11 protein-coding genes and 1 pseudogene are annotated in these 15,362 nt (G+C 71.0%); 3 read left to right on the forward strand and 9 right to left on the reverse strand.

The window, feature by feature from the left end; translation table 11 throughout:
- Positions 1-310 precede the first annotated feature (310 nt).
- The 8 genes from FHU30_RS39405 to metH form a co-directional block, all read right to left on the reverse strand.
- Positions 311-1,402 (reverse strand): ABC transporter ATP-binding protein, encoded by a 1,092-nt coding sequence (locus FHU30_RS39405; protein ID WP_308211478.1) that lies wholly within the window; start codon positions 1,400-1,402, stop codon positions 311-313.
- Between the two features lie 109 nt (positions 1,403-1,511).
- On the reverse strand, positions 1,512-2,603 hold the full coding sequence (locus FHU30_RS39410; protein WP_253882812.1) for an ABC transporter ATP-binding protein: 1,092 nt from the start codon (positions 2,601-2,603) through the stop codon (positions 1,512-1,514).
- The gene (locus FHU30_RS39415; RefSeq protein WP_253882813.1) at positions 2,603-3,616 is read right to left on the reverse strand and encodes an ABC transporter permease; all 1,014 of its coding nucleotides are present in this window, start codon (positions 3,614-3,616) and stop codon (positions 2,603-2,605) included. The genes FHU30_RS39410 and FHU30_RS39415 overlap by 1 nt, the downstream gene beginning before the upstream one ends.
- Before the next feature lie 103 nt (positions 3,617-3,719).
- On the reverse strand, positions 3,720-5,486 hold the full coding sequence (locus FHU30_RS39420) for an ABC transporter substrate-binding protein (RefSeq protein WP_253882814.1): 1,767 nt from the start codon (positions 5,484-5,486) through the stop codon (positions 3,720-3,722).
- 39 nt (positions 5,487-5,525) lie between these two features.
- Positions 5,526-6,524: an ABC transporter permease gene (locus tag FHU30_RS39425; RefSeq protein WP_253882815.1), complete on the reverse strand. Its 999-nt coding sequence runs from the start codon at positions 6,522-6,524 to the stop codon at positions 5,526-5,528.
- Positions 6,525-7,016: 492 nt separating this feature from the next.
- Positions 7,017-7,448: a hypothetical protein gene (locus FHU30_RS39430; protein ID WP_253882816.1), complete on the reverse strand. Its 432-nt coding sequence runs from the start codon at positions 7,446-7,448 to the stop codon at positions 7,017-7,019.
- Positions 7,449-7,825: 377 nt separating this feature from the next.
- Positions 7,826-8,491 (reverse strand): HAD family hydrolase, encoded by a 666-nt coding sequence (locus FHU30_RS39435; RefSeq protein ID WP_308211479.1) that lies wholly within the window; start codon positions 8,489-8,491, stop codon positions 7,826-7,828.
- 130 nt (positions 8,492-8,621) lie between these two features.
- Entirely contained in the window at positions 8,622-12,101 is a 3,480-nt protein-coding gene (gene metH / locus FHU30_RS39440; RefSeq protein ID WP_253882817.1) for a methionine synthase, read from the reverse strand.
- A 163-nt stretch (positions 12,102-12,264) separates the two neighbouring features.
- Here metH and FHU30_RS39445 point away from each other — a divergent pair, with 163 nt between their 5' ends.
- The 3 genes from FHU30_RS39445 to FHU30_RS39455 all read left to right on the forward strand — a co-directional run bounded on the left by FHU30_RS39445 (position 12,265) and on the right by FHU30_RS39455 (position 14,900).
- Positions 12,265-12,723: a universal stress protein gene (locus FHU30_RS39445; RefSeq protein WP_253882818.1), complete on the forward strand. Its 459-nt coding sequence runs from the start codon at positions 12,265-12,267 to the stop codon at positions 12,721-12,723.
- Positions 12,724-12,904: 181 nt separating this feature from the next.
- Entirely contained in the window at positions 12,905-13,747 is an 843-nt protein-coding gene (locus FHU30_RS39450) for a PAC2 family protein (RefSeq protein ID WP_253882819.1), read from the forward strand.
- 316 nt (positions 13,748-14,063) lie between these two features.
- A complete protein-coding gene (locus tag FHU30_RS39455) occupies positions 14,064-14,900 on the forward strand; it encodes an oxygenase MpaB family protein (RefSeq protein WP_253882820.1) in 837 nt (278 codons plus the stop codon).
- A gap of 169 nt (positions 14,901-15,069) precedes the next feature.
- Here the strand turns inward: FHU30_RS39455 and FHU30_RS39460 are convergent.
- Positions 15,070-15,362 (reverse strand): annotated as a pseudogene (locus FHU30_RS39460) (cysteine--1-D-myo-inosityl 2-amino-2-deoxy-alpha-D-glucopyranoside ligase); the annotation flags it as partial.

Genomic DNA, 15,362 nt, shown 5'->3' on the forward strand with positions numbered 1-15,362 from the left:
GGGGCCACCACGCGACAGCGCCAACGGGGCTTCCGCGTGGCGGCGCGCCTGGCGGCCTGCGTGCAGTGGCGGCGCGCCTGGCGGCCTGCGTGCAGTGGCACTGCGCTGCGCCACGTTCGCGCGTCCGCCTGGGCCGCCGCTCGGGGCAGGCGTCCGGAGGCATGGCAGTCGCGGGGGCGGGAAGGGCGCGGGTGTGGGAAAGCGGCCGGCCCGGACGGACGGGGTCCGTGCGGGCCGGTCGCTGTGCAGGTGACGCGTGTTCAGCGGGTCGGGACGGGACGAGCTCCCGGTCGTCCCGTCCCGGGGACCGTCAGTCGACCTCCGGGGAGACCGCGGCCTTGGCGACCACGTCGGTCTCCGACACCGTGGTGTTCTCCGGGAAGTGGCAGGCGGTCATGTGGCCGGGCGACAGCTCGACCAGCGGCGGCTCGACCTGCTTGCAGATGTCCTGCGCCTTCCAGCAGCGGGTGTGGAAGCGGCAGGCGGGCGGCGGGTCCAGCGGGCTCGGCACGTCGCCCTGCAGGCGGATCCGCTCCCGGCCCTCGCGCTCGGCGGGGTCGGGGATCGGCACCGCCGAGAGCAGCGCGTTGGTGTAGGGGTGCATGGGACGCTCGTACAGGTCGTCCCGGTCGGCGATCTCGACCAGCTTGCCGAGGTACATGACCGCGACCCGGTCGGAGATGTGCCGGACCACCGACAGGTCGTGCGCGATCACCACGTAGGTGAGGTCGAGCTCGTCCTGCAGGTCCTCCAGCAGGTTCACCACCTGCGCCTGCACCGACACGTCCAGCGCCGACACGGGCTCGTCGGCGACGATCAGCTTCGGCTTGAGGGCGAGGGTCCGGGCGATGCCGATGCGCTGCCGCTGGCCGCCGGAGAACTCGTGCGGGTAGCGGTTGTAGTGCTCGGGGTTGAGCCCGACCAGCTCCAGCAGCTCCTGCACGGCCTTCTTGATGCCGTTCTCGGTCTGGATGTTCTGCAGCCGGAACGGGGCCCCGACGATCGCGCCGACGGTCTTGCGCGGGTTCAGCGACGAGTACGGGTCCTGGAAGATCATCTGGATGTCCCGCCGGAGCGGGCGCATCCGGCCCGGCGAGTACTTGGTGATGTCGTGGCCCTCGAACGTGATCTTTCCCGACGTCGAGTCCAGCAACTTCATGATCATCCGGCCGGTGGTGGTCTTGCCGCAGCCGGACTCCCCCACCAGGCCGAGCGTCTCGCCCTTGCGGACCGAGAAGCTGACCCCGTCGACCGCCTTCACGGTCGCGACCTGGCGGCGCAGCAGCCCGGCGGTCACCGGGAAGTGCTTGCGCAGGTCGGTCACTTCCAGCAGGGTCTCGCCGGTCCGGCCCGCGCCGGCCGGCGCCGCGGTGTCGCCCGCCGGGCTCTGCGATGTGCTCACGATGTCTCCGCGATCTTGCTAGGGGGGAGCGGGTCCCCCGGGTGTGCGCCGGGCTCCACGGGCAGGGCACGCCGGGCCGGTCCGGCACCGGCGTGCGCCATCCGCGGGGTCACAGCTTCGGCCGGATCTCGTCGGCGAAGATCTGCCGCCGCTTGTCCGCGTGCAGGTGGCAGGCCACCAGGTGCCCGGCCGCGGTCTCCCGCAGCTCCGGGCGCTCGCTGGTGCTGAGCCCGCCGGTCTGGTCGGAGTAGGGGCAGCGCGGGTTGAACGCGCAGCCCTGCGGCAGGTTGATCAGGCTCGGCGGGGACCCGGGGATCGGCTGCAGCCGCTCGCTGCGGTGCCGGTCCAGCCGCGGCATCGAGCCGAGCAGGCCCCAGGTGTAGGGGTGCTCGGGCTCGTGGAACACCTCGTTGGCGGTGCCCCGCTCGATGCACCGGCCGCCGTACATGACCAGCACGTCGTCGCTCAGCTCCGCGGTCACACCCAGGTCGTGGGTGATCATGATGATCGCGGAGTTGAACTCCTGCTGCAGGTCCCGGATCAGGTCCAGGATCTGCGCCTGCACGGTCACGTCGAGCGCGGTGGTCGGCTCGTCGGCGATCAGCAGCTCCGGGTCGCAGGACAGCGCCATCGCGATCATGGCGCGCTGCCGCATGCCGCCGGAGAACTGGTGCGGGTAGTCGTCCACCCGCTTGTCCGGCTTGGGGATGCCGACGCGGCCGAGCATGTCGATGGCGTGCTTGCGCGCCACCGCCTTCGACACGTCGTTGTGCACCCGGTACGCCTCGATGATCTGCGCGCCGACGGTGTAGAACGGGTGCATCGCCGACAGCGGGTCCTGGAAGATCATCGCCATGTTCCGGCCGCGGAGCCGGCGGACCTGCTCCTCCGACGCCGACACCAGCTCGGTGCCATCCAGCCAGATCTCGCCCGACACCTTGGCGTTGCGCCGGTTGTGCAGGCCGAGGATGCCGAGGCTGGTGACCGACTTGCCGGAGCCGGACTCGCCGACGATGCCGAGGGTCTTGCCCCGCTCCAGCTTGAACGACAGCCCGTCCACGGACTTGACCAGGCCGTCGTCGGTCGGGAAGTGGATCTTCAGGTCGCGCAGTTCGAGGAACGAGGAGGACGGCGCGGTACCGGCGTTGACCTCCGCGGGTCCGCCGTTGAGGGTCTCGGCGGGGCGCTTGGCGTCACTCATCAGCCCAGCCTCACTCTCGGGTCGATGACCGCGTACAGCAGGTCCACGATCAGGTTCGCCACCACGATGAACAGCGCGGCGACCAGCGTCACGCCGAGCACCACGGGCAGGTCGTTGCCGACGATGCCGTCGATGGACAGCTGGCCGAGGCCCGGGATGCCGAAGGTGTGCTCGGTCAGCACCGCGCCGCCGAGCAGCAGACCCAGATCCATGCCGAAGACCGTGAGGATGGGCGTCAGGGTCGAGCGCAGCGCGTGCTTGGCGATGACCGCCCGTTCCGCCAGGCCCTTCGCGCGCGCGGTGCGGATGTAGTCCTCACCGAGCGTCTCGAGCATGCCGGCGCGGGTGAGCCGCGCGTAGGTCGCCGCGTACAGGAACGCCAGCGTGATCCACGGCAGGATCAGCGACTGGAACCACGTCCCCGGGTTCTGCGAGAACGGCACGTAGCTGCCGCCGCCCGGGAGCACGTCGAGGTTGTAGGAGAAGATCTGCATGGACAGCAGGCCGGTGAAGTAGATCGGCAGCGACACGCCCGCCAGCGCGATCACCATCGCCGCGCGGTCCCAGATGCTGCCGCGCTTGAGCGCCGACAGGATGCCGGTCGCGACGCCGGACAGCAGCCAGATGATCGCGGCGCCGGCCGCCAGCGACAGCGTCGCGGGCGCGCGGTCCTCCAGCTGCGGCAGGACGGCCTGGTTGTTCTTGAACGAATAGCCGAAGCACGGCGCCGAGCAGTGCTCCTTGGACGGGCCGTTGTTGAAGTCCTGGCCCGCGACGACACCCTGGATCCACTTGCCGTACTGCACCCAGATCGGCTTGTCCAGGTTGAGCCGGTGCTTGGTCTGCGCGATGGCCTCGGCCGTCGGGGCCTTGCCGACGAAGGAGGCGGCCAACTGGTCGTTGGTCTGTCCGACGAGCTTCGGGATGCCGAAGAAGATGCCGAACACCACCACGCTGACGATCAGCAGCATGATGACGGCCCCGATGAGGCGCCTGATGAGATATGCGAACACTATGCGCGGCATCGCCCGCCGACCGGAGCTGACCGGTGGGTCACCTCCGGTCGGCGGGCGTCGCCTTCACCTGCCTTCAGGACTTCGAGTAGCGGGGCCGCTACTACTTCTTGACACCCATGTTCAGGTAGTCGTACATACCGCCGTAGCCCTGGGTGATGCCGACGTTGGTGACGTTCGGCGGACGGTAGAGCAGCGCCTTGGCGTAGATGATCGGGATGTCGACCGCGTCGTCCATGGCCATCTGGTCGATCTGGCCGTAGATCTTGGCGCGGGCCTCCTTGTCGGTGTTCCCGATCGCCTGGTCGAACAGGTCGTTGATCTTCTGGTTGTTCTCCTCGGGCAGGTTGTTGCCGCCGGAGGGCTTGATGGCCCGGCCGTCGAGGATCTGCGAGAGGAAGCCGTAACCGGTCGGCCAGTCGGCGGACCACGCCATCAGCATGATGCCGACGCCGTTGTCGTGCACGAACTTCGGAGCGCCGACGTACTTGTTGAAGTAGTCACCGGCCGGGTACTGCACGATCTCGGTCTGGATGCCGACCTGCTTGAGGCCCTGCTGCATGGCCTGCGCCATGGCGACTTCCTTCGGCCGGTCGGAACGGGCCGAGATCTTGGTCTTGAAGCCGGTCGGCTTGCCGCACTGCTGCAGCTCCGACTTGGCCTGCGCGAGGGTGGAGTCGTCCAGACCGCCGCCCTGCTTGTACTTCTGCGGGTACTTGTCGAACTTGGTGTACCCGACGATGCTCGGCGGCAGGATCGTCGTGGCGACGTCACCGCCGGCCAGCGGGCCGCCGTAGGCGGACTGCATGGCGACCTTGTCGGTGGCGTACTGCACGGCGCGGCGGCAGTGCACGTTGTCCAGCGGCGCGACGTGGAGGTTCATCGACGCGAACCGCAGGTAGCCCTGCAGCGGGTTGTCGGTGTTGGCCTTCTTGGTCTGGTCGCTGAGCAGCTTGCCCTGGGTGCCGGACTGCACGCCGACGCCGGCGGCGTCGACGTCGAGCGAACCGGCCAGCAGGCGGTTGTCGATGTCGTCACCGGACTGCTTGAGCTGCAGCTCGATCCGGTCCGGCAGCGCCTTGCGGATCGGGTCGGTGGACGGGTCCCAGTTGGGGTTGCGGGACAGCGTCATCGACTTGCCGCGCTGGTACGAGTCGATCTTGTACGGGCCGGACGAGACGATCGCCTGCTCGTACTTCAGGCCCTTGTCCTTGGCCTGCGGCACCGGGATCGTCTGCGCCATGCCGACCAGGTAGTCGAACTCCGAGAACGGCTTCGACAGGTGGAAGATGACGGTGCTGTCGTCCGGGGTCTCGATGGACTTCAGGCCCTGCGGGCTCTTGTCCTTGTAGGGACCCTTGTAGGCCGGGGTGTTGTCCTGGAGGTAGGCCTTGAAGTACTTCGGGCCGAGCTGGAGCTCGTCGGTGAAGTTGGACCGCTCGACGGCGTACTTCACGTCCTTGGACGTCACCGGCGTGCCGTCGTCGTACTTCACCCCCGAACGCAGCTTGTAGGTCCAGGTCTTGCCGCCGTCGGACGGCGTGCCCGGGCCCTGGGCGAGGTCCGGGACGACCTGGTTGCTCTCCGAGCCGGCGGCCGGCTTGAAGGTCAGCAGGCCGCGCCCGTACAGGCGGACGAAGTTCTGCGACCAGGCGTAGTAGGTGTTGCCCGGGTCCGGCGAGTCGAAGTCGTCGGAGATGGCGAAACGGAGCGTCCCGCCCTTCTTGTCCGACTGGTTGATGACCTTGTCGGTGGCCGCGTTGTACCCGGCTCCCTTGTTGGAGCCCCCGGAACCGCCACCGCAGGCTGCGAGGCCGGTGGTGGCGACCAGGCCGGCAGCGAGTGCCGCGATTGGTCTGATCTTCTTCATGTGCAGGCGCACCCCTTCACTTGAGGGTAAAACCCGAGGTCACTTAGCCCGGGGGTCGAGAGCGTCACGAAGGCCGTCACCCAGGAGGTTGAAGGCCAGGACGGTGATGAAGATGGCCATGCCCGGCACGACCATGAACCACGGGTCCGAGTTGTAGATCGGCACCGCGTCGGACAGCATGTGCCCCCACGAGGCGGTCGGCGGGTTGATGCCGACGCCGAGGAACGACAGCGCCGCCTCGAACAGGATGTTGGTCGGGATCAGCAGGGTCGAGTAGACCAGGATCGGCGCGACCAGGTTCGGGAGCAGCTCCTTGAACAGGATGTAGCCCGGCTTGGCGCCCATGCTGCGGGCCGCGTCGACGAACTCGCGCTCGCGCAGCGACAGCGTCTGCCCGCGGATGATGCGGCCGATGTACGGCCAGTTGAAGAAGCCGATCACGAAGATCAGCACGCCCTTGCGCAGGTCGTTGCCTTCGAGGCCGAAGGCCGAGCCGCCGCTGCCGACGACGCCGACCAGGGCGATCGCGAACAGCAGCAGCGGGAAGGCGAGGAACACGTCCATCGCCCGGCTGATCAGGGTGTCGACCCAGCCGCCGAAGTAGCCGGCGGTGACGCCCATGATCGTGCCGATCACGACCGACAGGATGGTCGCGAGGAAGGCGATCAGCAGCGAGATCTGCGCGCCGTACACGATCCGGGACAGCATGTCGCGGCCGTTGCCCGGCTCGACGCCGAGCCAGTGGTCGGCGCTGACACCGGAGTGCCAGAAGCCGCTCTTGGGGCGGTTGTACGTCGGGTCGACCAGGCCCTGGTGGTACTTCAGGGGGTCCTGCACCAGGAACGGCCCGAAGGCCGCGATCAGGATGAGCAGGATGATGACGACTCCGCCCGCCAGCGCCACCTTGTCCCGCTTGAGTCGCATCCAGGCGATCTGCCCGAGCGAGCGACCCTGGATCGCCTTGCCTTCCAAGCCGGCGAGGACGGCATCCGGCTGGGCCTCCTGTTGCGCCCCGGTCGCCTCGATCGGTGCGGTCACGCTCCGTACCTCCTACTTTTGGGCCACACGCCTGCGGCGGCGCCGCTCGGCAGCGGAGATCATCCGCTGTTCGTGCCCGTTACACCGCGTTTGCTGGAGGGAAAACTAGTGCTTCGGCCACGACTGTCCATCCGTGAAGCCGCTGATGCCAGTACCCGTATCTGACTTGTGATCTCGTCGTCATCTAGGGCACACGTGAGATGGACAACACATCGGACAAAGTGCTCAGAGCGTACGATTCTCCCCACCCGTCCGGGCAAGCGGAACACGGCTCCGACCGGCAAGCTTTATCGGACCGAGTCCGTTTTGAGATGAATCGTCCGCGGTCCCGGGCGCCGGGACGCGAAAACGGCGGGGCGCGCCCCCTCCCGGAGCGCGCCCCGCCGCGTACCCGCAGGTCACTCGGGCCCCGGCCGGCACATGCGGCACGGCGGCCCGGACGCGGCAAGGGCGGGGGTCCGGAACGTTCCGGACCCCCGCCCCCGCCGGTCGCTACTTGATCCCGCGGTTGCGGAGGATGTCCTCGATCTCGGCCAGATCCGGGTCGCCCGCCGTCGGCGCGGGTCCCCCGACCGCGCCCTTGGGTGCCTTGCCCGCGCCCGTCCGGCGCTCCTTCGGCGCCTTCCGGGACCCCTCCGGACGCTCACCCTCCGTCACCGAGCGGCGGCTCAAGGCCGCGCCGGACGCCAGGTAGAGCACCACCGCCAGGCCCGCCACCGCCACACCGGCCCACTTCACAGGGCTGAACACCAGGTCGGTGAAGAACTTGGTCACCCCGGTCATCGCCGCCGCCAGCGGGATCAGGCTCAGCGCCGCCCCGCGCGCGCCGGACGCCGCGCCGCGCCGCCGGTAGACGCCCCAGCTGGCGACCAAGCCGGCGAGCGTCACCCCCAGGCTGATCGCGAAGATTGCTGCGTCGCTCATGGCGGCCCCCAGGCTCGGTCGTGCTGCTCTCGGCTCCCATACTCACACGCCGGACGGCATGTGGCTCTCCTCCGCTCGAACGGTTTGCCCCGCGCCGCGCCTCCTCCTCACGCGTGATCCACCCCTACCCCACGTCAGGGACGCCCCGGCCCCCCGCGCCCTGCCCGAACACCGCATCCTCGAAGGGCCGGACGGAGCGGACGGCGAACCGGACCCCCGAAGGGCCGGACGAGGGCTGACGAGGAGCCGCCGAGGAGCCGGCGAGGGCTGCCGGCGACGGCTGCCGGTGAGGGGCTGCCGGAGGGGCTGAGAGGGTCGCTCGGGCGTTCGAGGGCGTCCAGGCGAACTCAGGGACAAGTCAGAGTGAAAGGCGCGTGTCAGGCGAACAGGGAGCGCAGGAACGGCACGTCCACCTCGGCGAGGGACGCCACCCGGGTGCGGCCCGGGGCGTCGCCGATCACGACGAAGCCGGGCACCGCGACCGTCCGGCAGCCCGCCGCCTCCGCCGAGGCGAGGCCGTTCGGCGAGTCCTCCAGCACGACGCAGCGCGCCGGGTCGGCGCCGAGGCGCGCGCACGCGGTCAGGTACGGCTCGGGGTCGGGCTTGGTGCGGGACACCTCGTCCCCGGCCAGGGTCAGGTCGAAGTGGTCGCGGCCGATGCCATCCAGGGCGGGCTCCAGCAGCGCGCGGTGCGTGGAGGTGACCAGCGCGGTCGGGAAGCCCGCCGCGCGGACCCCGACCAGCAGCTCCTTGGCGCCGGGCAGCATCGGCACGTTGGTGCGCATCCGGTCGAGCATCCCGGCCATCAGCCACCGCCCGACCTGCTCGGCCGGGACGTCGGTGCCGGCGCGGCGGACCATGTAGTCCGAGGCGACCGCGAGGTTGCCGCCGATCAGCTTCGCCTGGTCGTCCGGTGTCCACTCCCCGCCGAGGCGCTCCATCACCTCGGTCTCGGTCTCGTACCAGAGCCGCTCGGAGTCGATGAGCGTGCCGTCCATGTCGAACAGCACCGCCTGCGGAACCTGCCCTGCGCCCAGCGTCACGCCGCCTGCCCTTCCCTCGTTCCCGGAGGTCAAGGGTAGGTCAGGCGGCGTGACGCGCCGAATCGCGCGGGTGTCGGGCCGGTGTCGGACCGCCGATCAGGTGTTGAAGCTCCGGCGTGCCCGGTGCCGATCAGGTGTTGAAGTACTTGGCCTCGGGGTGGTGGACGACCAGGGCGTCCGCCGACTGCTCGGGGACCAGCTGCAGCTCCTCCGACAGCGACACCCCGATCCGCTCGGGCTGGAGCAGCCGGACCAGCTTGGTGCGGTCCTCCAGGTCCGGGCAGGCGGCGTAGCCGAAGGAGTAGCGGGCGCCGCGGTAGCCGAGCTTGAAGAAGTCCTCGATGTCGCCGGAGTCGTCGGCGCCGAAGCCCATCTCCTCGCGGATCCGCGCGTGCCAGAACTCCATCAGCGCCTCGGTGAGCTGCACCGACAGGCCGTGCAGCTCCAGGTAGTCGCGGTAGGCGTTCTTGGCGAACAGCTCACCGGTCGCCTCGGCGATCCTGGAGCCGACGGTGACGAGCTGGAAGGCGGCCACGTCGGTCTCGCCCGACTCGCGGGAGCGGAAGAAGTCCGACAGGCACAGGTGCCGGTCGCGGCGCTGGCGCGGGAAGGTGAACCGCTCGCGGTCCGAGCCGTCCTCGTTGAGGATGACCAGGTCGTCGCCCTCGGACACGGCCGGGTAGTAGCCGTACACGACGGCGGCCTCGATCAGGCCCTCGGTCTGGATGCGGTCCAGCCACATCCGCAGCCGGGGCCGCCCCTCGGTCTCGACGAGCTCCTCGTAGGACGGGCCGTCGCCGCCGCGGGCGGGCTTCAGGCCCCACTGGCCCATGAAGGTCGCGCGCTCGTCCAGGAACGCGGCGTAGTCGGCCAGCGCGATGCCCTTGACGATCCGGTCGCCGAGGAACGGCGTCTTCGGCAGCGGGTTGTCGGCGGCGACGTCGGACCGGGCGGGCATGTCCTCCGGCTCGGTGACCTGGAGCGTCGCGCCCTTCTTCACCCGGCGCTCGCGCAGCGGCGGCAGCGCCGCGCCCTCCACGCCGCGCTTGACGGCCATGAACGCGTCCATCAGCCGCAGTCCCTCGAAGGCGTCGCGGGCGTAGCGGACCTGCCCGTCGAACAGCTCGGCGAGGTCCTGCTCGACGTAGGCGCGGGTGAGGGCGGCGCCGCCGAGCAGCACCGGCCAGTTCTCGGCCAGGCCGCGGCTGTTCAGCTCCTCCAGGTTCTCCTTCATGATCACCGTGGACTTGACCAGCAGGCCGGACATGCCGATCACGTCCGCGCGGTGCTCGCGCGCGGCGTCGAGGATCGCCGACATCGGCTGCTTGATGCCGATGTTCACGACCTCGTAGCCGTTGTTCGACAGGATGATGTCGACGAGGTTCTTGCCGATGTCGTGGACGTCGCCCTTGACGGTCGCCAGGACGATGCGGCCCTTGCCGCCGTCGCCCTCGACCTTCTCCATGTGCGGTTCGAGGTAGGCGACCGCGGTCTTCATCACCTCGGCGGACTGCAGCACGAACGGCAGCTGCATCTGGCCGGAGCCGAACAGCTCGCCGACGGTCTTCATGCCGTCCAGCAGCACGTCGTTGACGATCTCCAGGGCGGGCCGCTGGGTGAGGGCCTCGTCCAGGTCGGCGTTCAGGCCGTCCAGCTCGCCGTCGACGATGCGGCGCTTCAGCCGCTCCCACAGCGGCAGCGCGAGCAGCTCGGCGGCGCGGTCGGCCTTCATCGCGGCGGTGTCGACGCCCTCGAACAGCTCCATGAACCGGTGCAGCGGGTCGTAGCCCTCCGAGCGCCGGTCGTAGACCATGTCGAGCGCGACCTTGCGCTGCTCCTCCGGGATCCGGTTCATCGGCAGGATCTTGGAGGCGTGCACGATCGCCGAGTCGAGGCCGGCGTCGACGCACTCGTGCAGGAACACCGAGTTCAGCACGATCCGCGCGGCCGGGTTCAGGCCGAACGACACGTTCGACAGGCCGAGGGTGGTCTGCACATCGGGGTAGCGGCGCTTGAGCTCGCGGATCGCCTCGATGGTCTCCAGCGCGTCCCGGCGCGACTCCTCCTGGCCGGTGCCGATGGTGAAGGTGAGGGTGTCGATGATGATGTCGCCGACGTCCACACCCCACTGCGAGGTGAGGTACTCGATCAGCCGGACGGCGATCTCGACCTTCTTCTCGGCGGTGCGGGCCTGGCCCTCCTCGTCGATGGTGAGCGCGACCACGCCCGCGCCGTGCTCGCGGACGGCCGGCATCAGCCGCGCCATCCGGGACCCGGGGCCGTCGCCGTCCTCGAAGTTCACCGAGTTGATCACCGCGCGGCCGCCGAGCATCTCCAGCCCGGCGATGATCACGTCGACCTCGGTGGAGTCGAGCACGACCGGCAGCGTGGAGGCGGTGGCGAACCGGAACGCCAGCTCCTTCATGTCCGCGACGCCGTCCCGGCCGACGTAGTCGACGCACAGGTCCAGCATGTGCGCGCCGTCCCGGGCCTGGTCGCGGGCGATCTTCACGCAGTCGTCCCAGCGGCGCTCCAGCATCGCCTCGCGGAACGCCTTGGAGCCGTTGGCGTTGGTGCGCTCGCCGATCGCCAGGTAGGAGGTGTCCTGCCGGAACGGGACGTGCTGGTACAGCGACGCGGCGCCCGCCTCGTGCCGGGGGCGGCGGGCGGCGACCTCGCGGCCGCGGACCCGCTCGACGACCTTGGCCAGGTGCTCGGGGGTGGTGCCGCAGCAGCCGCCGACCAGCGACAGGCCGAACTCGCGGGTGAAGGTGTCGTGCGCGCCCGCCAGCTCGTCCGGGGTGAGCGGGTAGCGGGCGCCGTCGGAGGTCAGCTCGGGCAGGCCCGCGTTCGGCATGCAGCTCAGCCCGATCCGGGCGTGCCGGGCCAGGTAGCGCAGGTGCTCGCTCATCTCGGCGGGCCCGGTCGCGCAGTTCAGGCCGATCAGGTCCAGCTCCATCGGCTCCAGCGCGGTGAGCGCGGCGCCGATCTCCGAGCCCATCAGCATCGCGCCGTTCTGCTCGATGGTGACCTGGCCGATGAGGACGGTGTCGGCGCCCGCGGCGGCGATGGCGCGCTTGGCGCCGATGAGGGCGGCCTTGGCCTGCAGCAGGTCCTGGCAGGTCTCGACGAGGATCGCGTCCGCGCCGCCCTCGATCAGGCCCTGCGCGTTCAGCTGGTAGGCGTCGCGCAGCTCGCCGAACGACACGTGCCCGAGCGTCGGCAGCTTGGTGCCGGGGCCGACCGAGCCGATCACCCAGCGGGGGCGGTCCGGGGTGGCGAAGTCGTCGGCGACCTCGCGGGCGAGGCGCGCGCCGGCCTCGGCCAGCTCGTAGATCCGCTCGGTGATGCCGTACTCGCCGAGGTTGCCGAGGTTGGCGCCGAAGGTGTTGGTCTCCACGCAGTCCACGCCCGCGTCGAAGTAGGCGCGGTGGACCGACCGGACGATGTCGGGGCGGGTCACGTTGAGGATCTCGTTGCAGCCCTCGTGCCCCTGGAAGTCGTCCAACGTGGGTCCGGCGTCCTGGAGCATCGTCCCCATGCCCCCGTCGGCCACGACGACGCGATCTTTCAGGGCCTGGCGCAGCGAAGCGGCGGTGGGAGTGCTCATGGGGCCCCACCTTATCGGGCGAACGCGGGCCGCCCGCCTGTGATCCCCGTGACGGATGGGTGATCGGACCGCTAACGTTCGGCCAGTGTCTACCAACGGGTAACGACCACTGGCAGCGTGACGCCGCAAGGCGGGCGTGACGCCCACAGACAAGGGAGCGGCCGTGAGCGCCTACCGCACCATCCTCGTCGGCACCGACGGGTCGGACTCCTCCTTCCGCGCGGTCGACCGCGCCGCGCAGCTCGCCGCCGCCACCGGCGCGACGCTGCTGCTGGCGACCGCCTACACCCCGATGCCCGAGCGGGCCCGGCAGTCGGCCGCCGACCAGCTCGGCGACCTCGCCTACAAGGTGCAGGGCTCCACCCCCGCCGACGACGCGCTGCGCGCCGCCCGGGAGCGGGCCGTCGCGCAGGGCGCCACGGACATCGACCAGGTCGCGGTGGAGGGCGACGCGGTCGACGTGATCTCCCGGGTGGCCCGGGACCGCAAGGCCGACCTGGTGGTGGTCGGCAACCGCGGGCTGAACAGCCTCGCCGGCCGGCTCCTCGGCTCCGTCCCGGCGAACCTGTCGCACCGCTCCCCCGTGGACGTGCTGATCGTGCACACCACCGACGGGAAGTGACCCGATCGTGACGCGCCCGGGCCCGCCGGGCGACCCCCGGCGAGGTCTGGACCGGCAAGGGGTGGGGTAGTTCTGGGTCAGGACGTAGGCTGACACCTACCGATCATGATCGGGGCCCCCGAACCCCGGGAATGGACGGTCCCCCGGTGACGCTTTACCGGGCGTCGGAAGGAGGCAGCGCGTGATCGAGCTTGAAGGCGTGCCGGAACTGGTCGACCCGGTCGTCGTGGCCGCCTTTGAAGGGTGGAACGACGCGGGCGAGGCGGCCAGCGGGGTGATCACCCACCTGGAGAACGTCTGGGACGCGACGCCGATCGCCGAACTGGACCCCGACGACTACTACGATTTCCAGGTCACCCGCCCGATGGTGGAGATGATCGACGGGGAGACCCGCGGCATCTCCTGGCCCACCACCCGCATCTCCCGCGCCCGGCTGCCGTCCGGCCGGGACGCGGTGCTGGTCCACGGCATCGAGCCGAACATGCGGTGGCGGTCGTTCTGCCGCGAGATCGTCGACAAGATCGGCGAGCTGGGCGCGCGGCAGGTGGTGCTGCTCGGCGCGCTGCTGGCCGACGCCCCGCACACCCGCCCCGTCCCGGTGACCGGCGCCGCCAACGACTCGGCGATGGTCGAGTCGCTGAACCTGGAACCCGCCCGCTACGAGGGCCCGACCGGCATCCTCGGGGTGCTCCAGGACGCGTGCGCCAAGGCCGAGCTGCCGACGGTGTCGCTGTGGGCGGCCGTCCCGCACTACGTCGCGCAGCCCCCGTCCCCCAAGGCGACCCTGGCGCTGCTGCGCCGCGTGGAGGACCTGCTGGACGTCGCCGTCCCCCTCGGCGACCTGCCCGAGGAGTCGCGCGCCTGGGAGAACGGCGTGAACGAGCTCGCCGAGGAGGACTCCGAGGTCGCCGAGTACGTCCGCACGTTGGAGGAGCAGAAGGACGCGACCGAGCTGCCCGAGGCCAGCGGCGACGCCATCGCCCGCGAGTTCGAGCGCTACCTCCGCCGCCGCGACGCCGGCTGACCCGCCCGGCCCCCCGGCCCGCGCACGCGAGCCGTCCGCGCCCGAGCCGTCCGCGCCCGGGGCATCTGCGCCCGGGGCATCCGCGCGAGAGCCGTCCGCGCGCGGCCGACGCCCGGGCACGCGGCGGACGTCCGGGCACGCGGCGGGCTTCCGGCCCGAGGCGGGCGCGGGCCGGGAGGCCGGTGCGGGGGCGGACGCTTTGCCGGCGGGATGGCGGGAGGGGGTTGCACGCGGGGCGCGGGGTGCGCAAGCATTCACTTACCGGCCGTCCGGACACGTGCCCGGGCGGGCCCCGCTCCCTGCGGAAGGACTCCGCGTGACCTCCCAGGCCCCCGCCGCCGTCCGCGACCGCGACGCGCTGCGGCTGCTCGCCGCCGAGCCCGCCGTGATGCTCGCCGCCGGCCGCGCGCTGCTCCTCCAGGTCGCCCACCCGAAGATCGCCCAGGGTGTCGCCGACCACAGCGACCTGCGCGAACGCCCCCTGGACCGGCTGTTCGGCACGCTGGACTTCCTCACCATCGTCGCGTTCGGCACGGACGAGGAGGCCGCGCGCCTCGGGCAGGGCCTGCGCCGCCTGCACGACCGGATCACCGGCCCCGGCTACTCCGGCAACGACCCCGCCCTCCAGGCGTGGGTCAACGCCACCCTCACCGACGCGGCGCTGTACGTGTACGAGGAGATCCTCCGCTCCCCCAGCGGCGACCTCGGCGCCGCCTACGTGCACCAGGCCCGCTACGTCGCCGAGGTCCTCGGCTGCCCCGAGGACGCCCAGCCCGCCGATCGTGAGGAGTTCCGCCGCTACTTCGACGGCATGATCGCCTCGCTGGAGGTCACCGACACCGGCCGCGAGGTCATGCGCGAGGTGCTGTGGTCCCGCAAGCTCCGCTGGCTCTGGCCCGCGATGTGGTTCAACCGCTTCGTCACCGCCGGACTGCTGCCCGAGCCCATCCGCGTCCAGTACGGCCTGCCGTGGGGACCGCGCCGCGACCGGTTCCTGTGGTTCCTGCTGCGCACCGGCGCGTTCTTCTACCGGCTCGTCCCCGGACGCCTCCGCCGCGCCGGCGTCCCGCTCCTCCTCTGGCGCTCCCGCCACCGCATAGCCCGCAAAGCCGACCGCGCCCGCCAGGCCCGAACCCTCTCCACGCCCGAATGATCCCGCGGCCCCGCTGACCGCCCGCCCGCCATGCCCACGTGGGCCCTGTGACCACGAGGGCTCTCTGAGCGCGTGGGCTCTCTGAGCGTGTGGGCTGTGTGGCAGCCGAGGGGTGGACGGGTGGCGTGCGAAAGCCCCGTCCATTTGGACGGGGCTTTCGGCTCGTGCGTCAGAGGGCGATGCCGAGGAGGGTGTCGGTGAGGGCGCGGACCTGGGCGGGGGCCTTGGCGTCGTCGCCGGTGCCCGCGAGGGCGGCGTCGGCCCAGGCGTCGACGGCGGCCAGCGCGCCCGGCGCGTCCAGGTCGTCGGACAGGCGCTCCCGGACGGCCTCCAGCACCGGGTACGCGGACGGCCCCGCAGGCGCGTCGGCGGCGGCGCGCCAGCGCTCCAGGCGCGCGGTCGCGGCGTCCAGCTGGTCGGCCGTCCACTCCCAGTCGGAGCGGTAGTGGTGGGCGAGCAGCG

Origin of the sequence: Actinomadura rupiterrae, from assembly GCF_024172125.1 — a bacterium.
Classification (GTDB): domain Bacteria; phylum Actinomycetota; class Actinomycetes; order Streptosporangiales; family Streptosporangiaceae; genus Spirillospora; species Spirillospora rupiterrae.